Raw genomic sequence first — 16,304 nt, forward strand, 5'->3', positions numbered from 1 at the left:
AAGTGACAACTCTGGATGCAAACGCGACTCATGAAGAAGAAGTGTATGTGCTCCGGGCATCTTTTGCCCAGCAACGGCTGTGGATTCTTGATCAGCTCTCGCCTGGCAATGCCAACTACAACATGCCGAACGCGGTGCGCTTGAGCGGTGCTCTCGATCACAACGTGTTGCTCGGTACGATCAACGAAGTGATCGACCGCCACGAGACGCTGCGCACCACCTTTGCCATGCAGGAAGACGGCTTAAAGCAGATGGTGCGCGCGCAGATGGCTGCAGACATCCCGCTGACCGACTTGCAGCACGTTCCAGAAGGGGAGCGCTTCGACGAAGCGATGAAGTTGGCAAGAGCGGAGTTTGCCAGCCCGTTCGATCTGAGCACAGGGCCGCTGATCCGCACTCGACTGCTGCGCTTGGCAGAAGATGATCACATGCTGCTGATCACGCTGCATCATATCATCTCCGACGGTTGGTCGATGGGCATCTTCTTCACCGAGCTGTCGGTGATCTACGAAGCGCTTTCCAAAGGCAATCCATCTCCGCTCCCCGAGCTTTCGATCCAGTATGCCGATTTTGCCGAATGGCAGCATGACTATCTGAGCGGCCCGGTGCTGGAGGAGCAGTTGAACTATTGGAAGAACGCGCTCAGCGGGTCGATCCCGATCTTGCAATTGCCGACCGACAAGCCGCGACCGACTGTGCAAAGCTACCGCGGCAAAGGGTACCACAGATTCCTCTCGTTGCCGCTGGTGCAAAAATTGCAGGCGTTCAATCAGCAGGAGCGCGCGACGATGTTTATGACGATGCTCGCCGCCTATCAGGTATTGCTCGCCCGCTGGAGCGGACAGGAAGACATCTGGGTCGGCACTCCGATCGCCGGACGAAATGTAAAAGGGATTGAGAAGCTGATCGGCTTTTTTGTCAACACGATGGTCATGCGCTCCGATCTCTCAGGCAATCCGACGTTCCGCGAGCTGTTGCGCACCGTGCAGAAAAACTCGCTCGACGCGTTTTCCCATCAGGACCTTCCGTTCGAAAAGTTGGTCGAAGAGCTGCAGCCGGAGCGCAACCGCAGCCATTCGCCCCTGTTCCAAGTGATGTTCGCCATGCAAAACACACCGCGTGAAGCGGTCCATCTGAAAGAGTTGACGTTGGCTGCGGTCAGCATTGAGAGCGGCAATTCCAAATTTGATATTTCGCTCAACTGCTCGGAAAAACCGCAAGGGCTGCTCTGCGCGTTCGAATATTGCATCGACCTGTTCGAAGAGAGCACGATCGCCCGCATGGCCGAACAGTTTGAAAATCTGGTCACCAACATCATGGACAATCCGGATCTCCCCATCTTTTCGTACCCGATGCTGACGAATGCCGAACAGAAGCTGTTCTCCGAATGGAATGGCGAACTGTCGCCGGCGCCGAGCGAGTGCATGCACCACCTCTTTGAAGAGCAGGTCGCGCGCACGCCCGATCTGCCAGCGATCGAGTATGGGGGCGAGACGCTCAGCTATCAGGAGCTGAACGCTCGTGCCAACCGTCTGGCGCGCCATCTGCAAACGCTCGGCGTAGGGCCTGAGACGCTCGTCACGCTGTGCGTCGAACGCTCGCTCGATCTGGTGGTCGCCCAGCTGGGAATTTTGAAAGCGGGCGGCGCGTATGTGCCGATCGACCCGACCAACCCGCCGGAGCGCACCTCGTTCATTCTTGCAGACACGAATGCGCAAGTGATGGTCACGCAGTCGCATCTGGCAAAAGATCTGCCCGCTCATCAGGCGGTCACCGTCTGCCTTGACCAAGCGGGAGAGGAACTGTCCGCCTATGCAACAGAGAATCTGGTCAGCGAAGTGTCGCCGGAGCATCTCGCCTACCTGATCTACACGTCCGGATCGACGGGGACACCGAAAGCGGTGGCGGTCGAGCATCGCAACGTCATCTCCACCTTGCAGGCGACGCAAGAAAAGTACAGCTTTGCCGAGACAGATGTGATGATGTGGGCTGCCTCTGTCGCGTTCGACATCTCGCTCTTCGAGCTGTTCAGCCTCTTGCTGCGCGGTGGACGGGTGATCGTGATGACAAAAGACCAGATCTTAGATCTGGAGAGCTTGATCGCCGAGCTGAGCCGCGTGACTGCCGTCCACTGCGTGCCAAGCTTGATGCGCCGCATCGCAGACGAGGCGCAGTCGGCCAAAGCGAACGGGGCGAGCTTCGACAACATCCGCCTGCTGTTCAGCGGTGGTGATGCGGTGCCGGGGCAGTTGCTGCAAGATCTGAACCGCACCTTCCCGAGCGCCGATGTGCACGTGCTGTACGGTCCGACCGAAGCGTCGATCGTCGCGACAACGCATTATGCGGTCCCTGGGGCGGAGGGCGATAAAAATTGGATCGGCAAGCGTTTCTCCAACGCTCAGCTCTACGTGTGCGACCGCTTCGGTCAGCAGGTTGCACTCGGGGTGCCAGGCGAACTGCACATTGGTGGACATGGGGTGGCGCGCGGCTATTTCGGGCGTGAGGAGCTGACAGCAGAAAAGTTTGTCACCGTGGGGAACCAACGGCGCTACAAGACTGGCGACCTGGTTCGCTTCCAGCCGGACGGTACGCTCGAATTTTTGGGGCGGATCGATGGGCAGGTGAAGATTCGCGGTTTCCGCATCGAGCTTGGCGAGATCGAAGCTTCGATGCTTCAGCAGGCGGGAGTGAAAGATGCGGTCGTCACCACCTTTGAACACCAAGGGGAGAAAAACCTCGCCGCCTATGTCGTCTGGGAGCCGGAAGTGGCAGCAGACTCGGCAGTCGCCGCTCTGCGCGATGCGCTGAAGCAAAAGTTGCCCGAATACATGATCCCAGCCGCCTTTATCACACTGCCGGCGCTGCCGCTCAATCAAAACGGCAAGGTGGATCGCAAAGCGCTGCAGGCGCCAGATATTCTCCTGGCGGCGGGCAAGCGAGCATATGTCGCACCGCGCACTCCGCTGGAGGAGCAGGTGGCCAACATTTTTGCTGAGCTGCTCGGAATCGAGAAGGTCGGCGCAGAGGACAACTTCTTTGAACTCGGCGGTCATTCCCTGTTGGCGACGATGGCAGTCTCGCGCATCAAAGAGAGCTTCCAAGTCGACTTCGGCCTAGCCGACCTGTTCGAAGCGGCGACCGTCGAAGGGATCGCAGCCAAGATCGAATCGAAGCAAGGCAGTTCGACGCAAGGGGAGATGGTGATCAAACGCGTCGACCGCAGGCAATTAAAGGGAGGCAAATAAGGGAGGGAAAGAATGAAACAGTCTGTGACGTCCGTTCATGTCAATTTTTATGAGGTCATGCCGCCGCTTCGTCCAAAAGAGGTGCAGGACGAAGCGAACCGTTGTTTATATTGTTATGACGCGCCTTGCATCAAGGCCTGTCCGACCGGAATCGATATCCCTTCTTTCATCAAAAAGATCACGACGGGCAACCTGCTCGGCTCGGCGCGGACGATCATGGAGGCGAACCCTGTTGGCGCCTCCTGCGCGCGAGTGTGTCCCACCTCTGAGCTTTGCGAGGGAGCTTGCGTGCTAAACAGCGAGTCTGATCGCGCGATTCAGATCGGGCTGTTGCAACGCCATGTCACAGATTGGGCGATCGAAGCGAAGCGCCCCCTGTTTCAGGCGGGGGAGAAGAACGGTCAGAAGGTCGCGATCGTGGGCGCAGGCCCCGCCGGCCTGTCTGCTGCGCGCGAGCTTGCTCGCTCCGGCTTTGAAGTGACTGTGCTCGAAGCGAAAGAGCGAGCGGGTGGGCTGAACACGTATGGAATCGTCTCTTTCCGTCTGCCGCAGGAGATTCCGCAGTGGGAGGTCGAGCAGGTGGAAGCGCTCGGCGTCCACTTCCGCTACGGTGTTCGAGTGGGCGTTGACATGCAGGCGGACGAGCTACTGGCAGTATACGATGCGGTCCTGCTCGCCCCGGGCATGGGGGAAGTGCCGAAGCTGAACATCGAAGGCGAAGAGCTGCCGGGCGTGCTCGATGCGATCGCCTTCGTCGAGGATACGAAGACCAAGCCGCTCACCGATGAGATGATCGGCAAAAAGGTGGTCGTCATCGGCGCTGGCAACACGGCGATCGATGCGGCGACCTGCTCGAAACGGCTTGGCGCAGAAGTTGTTCAGATCTACTACCGGCGAACGGAGCGCGAGATGACCGCCTACGAGTTTGAGTATGAGTTTGCCAAGCAGGACGGTGTCGAATTCCGTTGGCTGACCGCGCCGACTCGCATCCTCAGTGTCGACAACAGGGTGACCGGGGTGGAGATGATCGCGATGGAGCTGGGCGAGCCGGACGAAAAGGGAAGGCGTCGACCACTGCCGATCGCAGGCAGCGAAGTTGTCATCGAGGCAGATTATGTCATCAAGGCGATCGGTCAAACGCGATTGCTCCCCTTGATCGAATCGTTCGGGCTGGAGCACCAGAACGGAGTGCCGACGCTTGCTCCGGCGACGTTCGCCACCTCTCGTGAGCGCGTCTATGCGGCGGGGGACTTCATCTTTGGAGGAGAGGGCGGAACTGACGCGATGGTCGTCTCGGCCGCCCAGCAAGGCAAATTGGCAGCTCGTGCGATGTGCGAAGCGCTCGTACAAGCATCGCCGATGTCCGTAAAATAGGAGGCGCGAACATGGCAGATCTACGAATTGAACTGGCGGGAATCAAGTCGCCCAACCCGTTCTGGCTGGCCTCTGCGCCGCCGACCAACACCGGCTATCAAGTCCTGCGCGCGTTTGAGGCGGGCTGGGGCGGGGCGGTCTGGAAGACGCTCGGCGATCCGATCGTCAACGTCTCCTCCCGCTTCGGCGGCTATCGGGTTGGCAACCAGCGCCTGATGGGGCTGAACAACATCGAGCTGATCACCGACCGGTCGCTTGAGATCAACTTAAAAGAGATGGCCGAAGTGAAGAAAAAGTTTCCCGATCGCGCGCTGGTCGCCTCGCTGATGGTCGATCCTGTCCGCGAAGTGTGGCATGAGATCGTCAAGCAGGTGGAGGCGGTCGGCGTCGACGGTCTGGAGATCAACTTCGGCTGTCCGCACGGAATGGCGGAGCGCGGCATGGGGGCGGCTGTCGGTCAGCATCCTGAGCTGGTCAGACAGCAGACGGAGTGGATCAAAGAGGTTGCGACCACTCCGGTCATCGTCAAGCTGACGCCGAACATCACCGACATTCGCTACACGGCCCGGGCTGCTCGCGAGGGCGGTGCGGACGCGATCTCGATGATCAACACGATCAACTCGCTGATCGGCGTGGACATCGACACGTGGCTGCCGACGCCGCATGTCGATGGAAAGGCCGCGCATGGCGGTTACTGCGGTCCTGCGGTCAAGCCGATCGCCTTGCACATGGTCGCCGAATGTGCGCACGATCGGTCGATCGGCCTGCCGATCTCCGGGATCGGCGGCATCGCCACTTGGCAAGACGCGGTCGAATACATGCTGCTGGGGGCCACCGGCGTTCAAGTCTGTACGGCGGTCATGCACCACGGCTTCCGCATCGTCGAGGACATGATCGACGGATTGAACCTGTACTTGGATGAGCGGGGAATCCAGTCGGTCGGCGAGCTCGTCGGGCGCTCGGTGCACACCCTGAGCGACTGGGGTTCGCTCAACCTGAACTACAAAGTGGCAGCAAGGATCGACACGGAGACGTGCATCAACTGCAACAAATGCTACATCTCCTGCGAGGACGCCTCCCATCAGTGCATCGACCGCGTGGTGGATGCTTCCGGGAAGCAGATCTTGCAGGTGCGCGAAGACGATTGTGTCGGCTGCAATCTCTGCTCGCTCGTCTGCCCGGTCGATGGCGCGATCGAGATGATCGAAGTGAGCGCAGGCAAGCCGCACATGACGTGGGGCGACTTGCAGGCGCAGCGATAAACGAGAAGGAGAGGGGAAGCGAATCATGAAGAAGCTGATTCAAGGTGGCACTGTGGTCACCGCTGCTGACACGTATCAGGCGGATGTGCTGATCGACGGGGAGCGAGTGGTCGCCATCGGGAACGATCTGGACATCGCCGGAGCTGAAGTGATCGATGCGTCAGGCTGCTACCTGTTTCCAGGCGGCATCGACCCGCACACGCATCTGGACATGCCGTTTGGCGGCACGGTGACTGCTGACGATTTTGAGACGGGGACGCGAGCTGCCGCATTTGGCGGTACGACGACGGTCATCGACTTCTGTCTGACCGGAAAAGGGCAGAGCTTGCGCGAAGCGATTGAGCATTGGCACGGCAAAGCGGAGGGCAAGGCGGTGATCGACTACGGGTTTCACCTGATGATCGCCGAAGCGAACGACAGCGTGCTTCAGCAGTTGCAGCATGTTGTGGAAGAGGAAGGCATCACGTCCTTAAAGGTGTTCATGGCGTACAAGAATGTGTTCCAAGCGGATGATGAGACGCTGTTTAAAACCCTGATTCGCGCCAAAGAGCTGGGCGCACTCGTCCAAGTGCACGCCGAGAATGGCGATGTGATCGACTACCTGATCAAAGAGGCGCTGGAATTGGGGAATACAGACCCGATCTATCATGCGCACACCCGTCCGCCGGTCGCAGAGGGCGAGGCGACCGGAAGGGCGATCGCCTTGACCGCTTTGGCCGACTCGCAACTGTATGTCGTTCACGTCTCCTGCGAGGAGGCGGTCAAGCGCATCGCCGAAGCTCGCGAGCGCGGCCTGAACGTCTACGGGGAGACCTGCCCGCAATATTTGACGCTCGACATCTCCTACCTGGAAAAGCCTGATTTTGAAGGCGCTAAATACGTCTGGTCGCCACCGCTTCGTGAGAAGTGGAACCAAGAGGTGTTGTGGAGCGCGCTGAAGAACGGGATATTGCAGACGGTCGGCTCCGACCAATGCTCCTTTAACTTCGACGGGCAAAAAGATCTTGGCAAGGGAGATTTCACCAAGATTCCAAACGGAGGCCCGCTGATCGAAGATCGCTTTGGCATCCTGTATTCGGAAGGAGCGCACAAAGGGCGCATCTCGTTAAATCAATTTGTGGACATCACCTCGACCAAGTCGGCCAAGCTGTTTGGCATGTTCCCGAAAAAAGGAACGATCGCCGTCGGGTCGGACGCAGACATCGTCATCTTTGATCCGCAGGTGACCCGCACGATTTCCGCACAGACGCACCATATGAACGTCGATTACAACCCGTTTGAAGGCATGGAAGTGAACGGGGAGGTCGTCTCGGTGCTCTCGCGCGGCAACTTTGTCATCCGCGATCGGAACTATGTCGGTGCAGCGGGGAGCGGACGCTTTATCCGCCGCAGTAAATTTCAACGTCCTTAGGAGGTTTCAGGGAGCATGCAGAAAGTAAAAATCGGTCTCATTCAAGCCAAACATAACATTCACGGTGATGAACCGGTTGCGGTGCACAAAGAGGTAGCGATCGCCAAGCATCTCGACATGGTGCGGGATGCGGCCGCTCAAGGTGCGAAGATCATCTGTTTGCAAGAGATCTTTTATGGCCCCTACTTTTGTGCCGAGCAGACCCCAAAATGGTATGAGGCGGCCGAAGAGGTTCCAAACGGTCCGACCACGCAGCTGTTCATGCAACTCGCCAAAGAGCTGGAAGTGGTGATCATTCTGCCGATCTATGAGAAAGAGCCGGTCGGCACCCTCTACAACACCGCAGCTGTGATCGACGCAGATGGCAGCTACCTCGGCAAGTATCGCAAGCATCACATCCCCCATGTCGAAGCGGGGGAGAGACCGCACGGGTTTTGGGAGAAATTTTACTTCAAACCGGGCAATCTCGGCTATCCGGTGTTCGATACGAAATATGCAAAGGTGGGCGTCTATATCTGCTACGATCGTCACTTCCCAGAAGGAGCGCGCATTCTCGGCTTAAAGGGAGCGGAGATCGTCTTCAACCCGTCGGCGACGGTGGCGGGCACCTCCGAGTATCTCTGGAAGCTCGAACAGCCTGCACATGCGGTAGCGAACGGCTACTACATCGCTGCGATCAACCGCGTCGGGCTGGAAGCGCCGTGGAACATGGGGGAGTTTTACGGTCAGTCTTACTTGGCCGACCCGCGCGGTTCGATGGTCGCTGTCGCTTCGCGCGATCAGGATGAAGTGCTCGTGGCGGAGATGGACAAGCAATTGATCTACGAAGTTCGTCAAAAATGGCAATTCTATCGCGATCGTCGTCCAGAGACGTACGGAGAGATGACCGAACTGCTGTAAACACCATCAAGGGGGAGGCCTTTCAACATGGCCACGCAAAGAGAAGAAAGCGGCATTGTCACCTTAACCGAGCAGGGAGTCAAGCAGGTGCAAGATTCCCCGCTCTGGAATGATGATCTTCGACCGACCACGCGCGCAGAGCACAACTGGTCGGGATTGAGCTTCGCAACGCTCTGGGTCGGGATGTGCATCTGCATTCCGACCTATACGCTGGCAGCCGGACTGATCGGGCTCGGCATGAGCGTTTGGCAATCGATTTTTACAATTTTCCTCGGCAATTTGATCATCATGGTACCGATCTTATTAAATGCGCACGCAGGTACGAAATTTGGCATTCCCTATCCGGTTTTTGCCCGCCTCTGGTTCGGCTCAAAGGGAGCTCACTTCCCGGCGATGGCTCGCGCGTTTGTCGGAGCCGGCTGGTTTGGGATCAATGCGTGGATCGGCGGTGCGGCGCTCGATACGCTGCTCGTCACGTTCTACCCGGCTTGGGCGAATGTGTCGATGCACACCGGCATCATCTTCTTACTCTTCTGGTTGCTGACGATGATCATCGCCTACCGAGGGCCGCAAGCGGTGAAAAAGCTCGGAGCGTTTTCCGCACCGACCCTGGCGATCCTCGCGATCGGGCTGTTTATCTGGGCGGTCGTCAAAGCGGACGGCTTCGGCCCGATGCTCGCCACCCCTTCGAAGTTTGAAACGACCGGCGAGTTCTTGAACGTATTCTGGCCCGCACTGACAGGCGTGATCGCCTTCTGGGCGACATTGGCGCTCAACATTCCAGACTTCTGCCGCTATGCGGTCTCGCAAAAGTCACAAGCGACCGCCCAAGTGCTCACCATGCCGATCACGATGGCGATCTTTTCCTTCATCGGGGTTGCTGTCACATCTGCTACGGTGGTCATCTATGGAGAAGCGATCTGGGATCCGGTGCAGCTGCTGGCCAAATTCCCGCCCTATGTCATCCTGATCGGCGCGGTTGGCATCGTGCTCGCCTCGATCACCGTCAACGTCTCGGCCAACCTGGTCGCCCCGGCGCGGGCGATCGAAAATCTCTGGCCGCGGCGCATCACCTTTGGCATCGGCGCGGTCATCACCGGGCTGATCGGGATCGCGATGCAACCGTGGTTTATCTTGGAGAACTTCGGCAACTACATCTTCGGCTGGCTCGGCACGTACGGTGCGCTGCTCGGCCCGATCGACGGCATCGCTGTCGCCGACTATTGGATGGTTCGCAAGCGCCGCCTCGATCTGGTCGAGCTCTATCGATCGAACGGCAAATACTCCTATGCGAGCGGTTTTAACATGAAATCGATCTATGCGCTCGCGCTTGGCATCGCAGCATCGCTGCTCGGGCTCATCGTTCCGGGCCTGTCGATCCTCTGGGAAAACGCCTGGACGGTCGGTCTGTTCGTGTCGATGTTTGCCTACTGGTGGCTGATGCGCACAGATGCGAGCCTTCTCTCGCAGACAGAGTATGAGCAGATCACCGAGATCTCTCAGCTGGCGAAGCGGGAAAACGATTCGAACGTCGCTTTGTAAGCGATGATCTGATGAGCAGGATCGTGAAGTGTCAGACGTTTGGTCGTGCATTCGGTGATCATCTTGCTTGCAAGCGAGTGGTACGCGACAGAATGATGACCGAATAATTTCACGTCTGTTCGAAAAAAGGATTTAGGTCGACCAACTTCTGTTGGTCGACCTTTTTTGGTGGAAGAGGGAGTTGAACAAAGGTGTGGTTGTAACAAAACTGAAAATTGAGAAAGTAATAGAACTGAGGTAGGATATAGAAAAAGACGGGAGTGTTGCTATGAAAAAAAGAACGCTCGCTCAGCTCATACTCTTTGCACTGTTGCTGACAGGCTGTGAAGAAACGATCGAGCAGCGCCATGCGGCGGCAGTTAAAAAAGCGATCCAGTTCAACATGGCGATGCTCGATTATCAGCATCGAACGAGCAACGACGATGTAAGAGGGCTGGAAGATGCAACCGACCGTGCCAGAACCGCGCTCTTGCAAGAGCTCAAGACTCCTGAGGAAATCCTTCAGGCGGCAGGAGGGCAGGATCGAATGCCGGAGGTGAAGGATGTCAAGATCGCCAAGGCGATCCCGATCGGGAAAGATGGCGAAGAGGGCTACATCATCAACACCCGAATCCTTTATTACCCTGATGTCTATCGATACGTTCAAAAAGTGGGATTGAAGATCGTTCCTGTCGATGGGGAATGGAAAGTTGATCAGGTCGTGCTGGACGGTGAACTTGGTGCCAGTTGATGACGCTCCAATATTCCTAATTTTTTGCCTTGTCTTCAAAATAGGTGAGCCAAATCCCGTCTTTCGCTTGACAGCCAATGTCTACAATGTGACAATGGTACTAAGCAATCAAATTAGCAATCGCAAAGGCGCGTGATTGAGATGAGGAAACTACGTCCGTTTTTCCACAGACAATCGCATATCTGCCTCTTTTGTAAAAAAGGGACCGGGTGGAAGTGAATGACTTCCGTCTGGTCCCTTTCTTTTGCTAAAGCGTTGAAAGGAGAAATGAGACATGGAAGATGTGAAAGCTGTCTTGCTCGACGGTGAGCATGTGACCGTTGAGGATGTGGCGACTGTCGCGCATGAAAATGTGGCGGTAGCGATCTCCGATGCTGCTTGGCAGCGCGTGAAAGACTGCCGAAAGATGGTCGAGGAACTGGTGAGCACGGGGAAGGTGGTCTATGGGGTCACCACCGGATTTGGCAAGTTTAGCGATGTGCACATTTCGCCGGAGGATGCGGCGCAATTGCAAGTCAACCTGATCCGTTCGCACGCCTGTGCGGTCGGGCAACCGATGTCGATTCCGGCCGTTCGCGCGCTGATGATGCTTCGCGCAAACGCTCTGTCAAAAGGCTACTCGGGCATCCGCCCGGAAACACTGCAACTGTTGATCGACTGCCTCAATCATGGCGTGCATCCGGTCGTCCCGGAGCAAGGATCGCTCGGCGCATCGGGCGACCTCGCGCCGCTGTCTCATTTAGCTCTCGTTCTGATGGGCGAAGGGGAAGCATTTTATCAGGGGGAGCGCCTTCCAGGCGGTGAAGCGCTGAAAAAGGCCGGGCTTTCCCCGATTCAACTGCAAGCAAAAGAAGGTCTGGCGCTGATCAACGGCACTCAGATCATGACATCGATCGGCACGCTGACCTATGTGAAAGCGAAAGCGCTCGCCAAGGCGGCCGATATGATCGCCGCCCTCACCGTCGAATGTCTGCGCGGCATTCCGGAAGCGTTTGCCGAAGAGGTGCATCGCGTGCGCCCCTACCCGGAACAGCTCGGCGTGGCCAGCAACTTGCGCCGACTGCTGACCGGAAGCAAGCTGACGACCGAACAAGGCGAGATTCGCGTCCAAGATGCGTACTCGCTGCGCTGTCTGCCGCAAGTGCACGGGGCATCTCGCCAAGTGCTGACCTATGTTGAAGATAAGCTGTCGATCGAAGTCAATTCGGCGACAGACAACCCGCTCTTGTTCCTCGAAGAGGGCAAGGTGATCTCCGGCGGCAACTTCCACGGCCAGCCGATGGCGTTTGCGATGGACTTTTTGAAGATCGGCATGAGCGAGCTGGCCAACATCTCCGAGCGCCGCACGGAGCGCTTGGTCAACCCTGCGCTGTCTGAGCTTCCGGCCTTCCTCAGCCATCAGCCGGGCGTCGAGTCGGGCATGATGATCCTGCAATACGTGTCCGCATCTCTGGTGTCGGAAAACAAAGTGCTCGCCCATCCGGCCTCTGTCGATTCGATCCCATCTTCTGCTAATCAGGAGGATCATGTCTCGATGGGAACGACTGCTGCCCGCCATGCGGCACAGGTGATCGACAACGTCTCGAAAGTGTTGGCGATCGAGCTGATCTGCGCGGCAGAAGCGGCAGAGTTTGTCGGGGCAGAAGGCCTCGCGCCCGCGACGCGCAAGCTGTACGATCTGTTGCGCGGCGTCGTGCCGCCTGTGCTCACCGACCGCTCGACATCGGCGGACATCGAAAAGGTGGCGGCCGCGCTGTTGCAAGGCAAGTGGGTTCAAGAGGTTGAAAAAATTTCTGGCGAGCTGATGTAAGCCACCAATTAAGGGAGGATACTACGAATGACCACACAACCTAAACGTGAGATCCGCGCTCCGCGCGGCACCGAACTGAATGCAAAAGGCTGGGTGCAAGAGGCTGCACTGCGCATGCTGATGAACAACCTCGATCCGGAAGTTGCCGAGCGTCCAGAAGATCTGGTCGTCTATGGCGGCATCGGTAAAGCGGCGCGCAACTGGCCCGCTTTTGATGCGATCGTCCGCGAATTGAAGCGCCTGGAAAGCGATGAGACGCTGCTGGTGCAATCGGGGAAGCCGGTCGGCGTGTTCAAAACGCATGAGCGCGCTCCGCGCGTCCTGCTCTCCAACTCCGTTCTCGTTCCCGCTTGGGCGAACTGGGAGCACTTCCGCGAGCTGGAACAAAAAGGTCTGATGATGTACGGTCAGATGACAGCCGGCTCCTGGATCTACATCGGCACTCAAGGGATCTTGCAAGGGACGTATGAGACGTTTGCGGAAGCGGGTCGCCAACTGACGGGCGGCACGCTGAAAGGGACGCTGACGCTGACCGCCGGTCTCGGCGGGATGGGCGGTGCGCAACCGCTGGCCGTCACGATGAACGAAGGGGTTGTCATCGCGGTCGAAGTGGACAAAACGCGCATCGAGCGCCGCATCCAAACTCGCTACTGCGATGTGTTGGCCGAAACGCTCGACGAGGCGCTGGAGCTGGCGAACCAAGCGAAAGCGGAAGGCAGAGCGCTTGCGATCGGGCTGCTCGGCAACGCGGCTGAGATCTATCCGGAATTTGTGCGCCGCGGCATCAAGCCAGACTTTGTCACCGATCAGACGTCCGCGCACGATCCGCTGAACGGATATGTTCCGATCGGCTACTCGCTGGAAGAGGCGGCTGCGCTGCGCAGCAGCGATCCGGATACGTACATTTCGCTTGCGAAAAAGAGCATGGCGGTGCACGTCCAAGCGATGCTCGACCTGCAGAAGTTGGGTTCGACCGTGTTCGACTACGGCAACAACATCCGCCAGGTCGCGCTGGATGAAGGCGTTAAAGATGCGTTCAACTTCCCAGGCTTCGTACCTGCCTATATCCGTCCGCTATTCTGCGAAGGCAAAGGTCCTTTCCGCTGGGCTGCTCTGTCTGGCGATCCGGAAGATATCAAAAAGACGGACGAACTGATTTTGAAACTGTTCCCGGAAAACGAACATCTGCGCCGCTGGATCACGATGGCTGGCGAAAAGGTCGCTTTCCAAGGCCTGCCGTCTCGCATCTGCTGGCTCGGCTACGGCGAGCGTGCCAAAGTGGGTCTGGCGATCAACGAGATGGTTAAAAACGGCGAGTTGAAAGCTCCGATCGTCATCGGGCGCGACCACCTCGACTGCGGCTCGGTCGCATCGCCGAACCGAGAGACGGAAGCGATGAAAGACGGCTCCGATGCGGTTGGCGACTGGGCGATCTTGAACGCCTTGATCAACACGTCGGCAGGCGCTTCTTGGGTTTCTGTCCACCACGGCGGTGGCGTTGGCATGGGATACTCGCTGCATGCGGGCATGGTGGTCGTCGCAGACGGCACAGATGAAGCGGCAGAGCGCCTGCAAGCGGTGCTCACCTCCGATCCGGGCATGGGCGTGATCCGTCATGTCGATGCGGGCTACGAGGAAGCGATCGAAACGGCGGAGGAGCATGGCATCCGCATCCCGATGCGCGAACAGGAGTAGTCATAACAACAGCGAGGAGGATGAGAATGGAACGCATAGATTTGCTTGTCAAAGGCATCGGGCGGCTGGTGACGCCGCCCGGCGATGCCCCTCGATTCGGCAGTGAGATGAACGAAGTGATCGAGATCGAAAACGCGGCTGTGGCGATTCATGAAGACCGCTTTGTCCTCGTCGGCCCAGAGGAAGAGGTGTTGGCGGCGCTTGCTGGCGTCGAGATCGCCGAGACGATCGACGCAGCAGGTCGACTTGTCACACCGGGGCTGGTCGATCCGCACACGCACCTCGTGCATGGCGGTTCGCGGGAGCATGAGCTGGCGATGAAGCGCTCCGGCGTGCCGTATCTGGAGATCCTCGCACAAGGCGGCGGCATTCTCTCGACCGTCAAAGCGACCCGTGCGGCAACAGAAGAAGAGCTCTACCAAAAAGCGCGCAAAAGCCTCGATGAGATGCTCCTGAACGGGGTGACCACCGTCGAAGCGAAAAGCGGCTACGGCCTGACCCTTGAAGATGAGCTGAAGCAGTTGCGCGTGGCGAAGCGGTTGCAGGACACCCATCCGGTCGACATCGTCTCCACCTTCATGGGTGCGCACGCCGTTCCGCCCGAATACAAAGGGCGCACCGACGAGTATGTCGATCTGATCGTAAACGAGATGCTGCCACAGGTCGCCGAGGAGTTTCTCGCCGAGTTTTGCGATGTGTTCTGCGAGCATGGCGTCTTCACCGTCGAGCAGTCGCGCCGCATCTTGATGGAAGGCAAGCGCAACGGGATGATGCCGAAGATTCACGCAGACGAGATCGAATCGCTCGGCGGCGCGCAGTTGGCCGGAGAGATCGGCGCGATCTCAGCGGAGCATCTGCTGGCTGCGACAGACGAAGGATTGCAAGAGCTCGCTGACAACGGTGTAACGCCTGTACTTTTGCCAGGTACGTCGTTTAACCTCGGCTTGCAAAACCATGCTCGCGCTCGCGACATGATCGACAGGTACAACCTGCCGGTGGCGCTCTCCACCGACTACAATCCTGGCTCGTGCCCGACCGAATCGATCCAACTGATCATCGCGCTCGCCTCGCTCAATCTGAAGATGACGCCGGAGGAGATTTTAACCGCCTGCACGATCAACGCGGCGAACGCGCTCGGCCGCACGACAGACATCGGATCGGTGAAAAAGGGCAAGCGCGCCGACTTGACGATCTTCGATGCGCCCAACATCCAATACCTGCCGTACCATTTTGGCATCAACCACACGTTCGGTGTGATCAAGAACGGCCGCGTGGTGGTCTGGGAGCGCCAGATCGTCCAAGCAGGGGAGGGCGCCTAGATGAGCGAGCAGATCCCGCATTTGAAATCGCCCGAGCAGGCGGCATTCCGCGATCATCTGGAAACGAAGGTCGCGCGTTGGATCACCGCATGGGATGGGGAGGAGCAGCTGACGGCCGGCGTGATCGGCATTCCGCTCTCCAAGCCGTCGATCTCCGTCTCTGGCGCATCGACCACGCCTGCTGCGATCCGCACCGCCTTCAAATCGTTCACCACCTATTCGCTCGAATACGGAGTTGATCTGCAGGAGATGCTGGTGCGCGATCTTGGCGATATCGAGATGCATGTCACCGACAACGCCGAGTCGCACCGCCGCATCGAGGCGAGCTTGCGGTCGCTGTACCAAAAGCAGCCCGATCTGATCCCGATCATCTTTGGCGGCGATCATTCGATCACCTGCCCGTCGATGAAAGCGTTTGTCGATCGCCATCCGGGCAAGAAGGTCGGCATCATCCATTTTGATGCGCATCACGATGTTCGCAACTTTGAGGATGGCGGCGTTTCAAACGGCACTCCGTTTCGCGGGATTCTCGAATCGGGCATTGTGGACGGCAAGAACATCGTCCAGATCGGCATCCGTGGCTTTATGAACTCCAAACCGTATCACGACTACGTGACCGGACACGGGGTGACCGTCTTCACAGCTCGCGACGTACATCGCCAAGGCATCGAGCAGATCTTGTCACAGGCGCTGACGATCGCAGGCGACGGCACCGACGTGCTCTACGTGAGCTTCGATGTGGACGTGATCGACCAAGCGTTCGCTCCAGGTTGTCCGGCGATCGGCACCGGCGGGATGAATCCGTGGGACGCTCTCGATGCTCTTTATCATCTGGGGACGCTGCCACAGGTGCAAGGGCTTGACTTCGTCTGCATCGACCCGACTGTCGATGTGCGAAACGTCACCTCTCGACTGGCGGTGCAGTTCATGCTGGCATTCCTCGCTGGCGTTTCAAAACGTTAATTGAACTGGACAGATTGTTCAACAACGATTATGCTAAGAAATGGAATCGAAGT

Annotated in this window: 11 protein-coding genes; all 11 read left to right on the forward strand. The window is 58.1% G+C overall.

Annotation, left to right across the window (positions count from 1 at the left end; genetic code table 11):
* Positions 1–2: 2 nt before the first annotated feature.
* The 11 genes from ACFSOY_RS00725 (at position 3) to hutG (ending at position 16,251) form a co-directional block, all read left to right on the forward strand.
* A complete protein-coding gene (locus tag ACFSOY_RS00725) occupies positions 3–3,245 on the forward strand; it encodes a non-ribosomal peptide synthetase (RefSeq protein WP_386043345.1) in 3,243 nt (1,080 codons plus the stop codon).
* 12 nt (positions 3,246–3,257) lie between these two features.
* Positions 3,258–4,619 (forward strand): NAD(P)-dependent oxidoreductase, encoded by a 1,362-nt coding sequence (locus ACFSOY_RS00730; RefSeq protein WP_386043347.1) that lies wholly within the window; start codon positions 3,258–3,260, stop codon positions 4,617–4,619.
* An 11-nt stretch (positions 4,620–4,630) separates the two neighbouring features.
* The gene (preA, locus tag ACFSOY_RS00735) at positions 4,631–5,881 is read left to right on the forward strand and encodes an NAD-dependent dihydropyrimidine dehydrogenase subunit PreA (RefSeq protein ID WP_386043349.1); all 1,251 of its coding nucleotides are present in this window, start codon (positions 4,631–4,633) and stop codon (positions 5,879–5,881) included.
* Positions 5,882–5,906: 25 nt separating this feature from the next.
* Positions 5,907–7,292 carry a dihydropyrimidinase gene (gene hydA / locus ACFSOY_RS00740; protein WP_386043351.1) on the forward strand — a complete coding sequence of 462 codons (1,386 nt, stop codon included), beginning with the start codon at positions 5,907–5,909 and terminating at the stop codon, positions 7,290–7,292.
* 15 nt (positions 7,293–7,307) lie between these two features.
* On the forward strand, positions 7,308–8,192 hold the full coding sequence (locus ACFSOY_RS00745; RefSeq protein WP_386043353.1) for a nitrilase-related carbon-nitrogen hydrolase: 885 nt from the start codon (positions 7,308–7,310) through the stop codon (positions 8,190–8,192).
* A 27-nt stretch (positions 8,193–8,219) separates the two neighbouring features.
* Positions 8,220–9,734, forward strand: a complete 1,515-nt coding sequence (locus tag ACFSOY_RS00750) for an NCS1 family nucleobase:cation symporter-1 (protein ID WP_386043355.1) — start codon at positions 8,220–8,222, stop codon at positions 9,732–9,734.
* Positions 9,735–10,002: 268 nt separating this feature from the next.
* Positions 10,003–10,464: a hypothetical protein gene (locus ACFSOY_RS00755; protein WP_386043357.1), complete on the forward strand. Its 462-nt coding sequence runs from the start codon at positions 10,003–10,005 to the stop codon at positions 10,462–10,464.
* A gap of 274 nt (positions 10,465–10,738) precedes the next feature.
* Positions 10,739–12,274: a histidine ammonia-lyase gene (gene hutH, locus ACFSOY_RS00760; RefSeq protein WP_386043359.1), complete on the forward strand. Its 1,536-nt coding sequence runs from the start codon at positions 10,739–10,741 to the stop codon at positions 12,272–12,274.
* Between the two features lie 27 nt (positions 12,275–12,301).
* Entirely contained in the window at positions 12,302–13,969 is a 1,668-nt protein-coding gene (gene hutU / locus ACFSOY_RS00765) for a urocanate hydratase (protein ID WP_386043361.1), read from the forward strand.
* A 26-nt stretch (positions 13,970–13,995) separates the two neighbouring features.
* Positions 13,996–15,288 carry an imidazolonepropionase gene (gene hutI, locus ACFSOY_RS00770; RefSeq protein WP_386043363.1) on the forward strand — a complete coding sequence of 431 codons (1,293 nt, stop codon included), beginning with the start codon at positions 13,996–13,998 and terminating at the stop codon, positions 15,286–15,288.
* Positions 15,289–16,251: a formimidoylglutamase gene (hutG, locus tag ACFSOY_RS00775; RefSeq protein ID WP_386043365.1), complete on the forward strand. Its 963-nt coding sequence runs from the start codon at positions 15,289–15,291 to the stop codon at positions 16,249–16,251.
* Positions 16,252–16,304: the final 53 nt, after the last annotated feature.

Origin of the sequence: Tumebacillus lipolyticus (assembly GCF_042682745.1) — a bacterium.
GTDB lineage: Bacteria > Bacillota > Bacilli > Tumebacillales > Tumebacillaceae > Tumebacillus_A > Tumebacillus_A lipolyticus.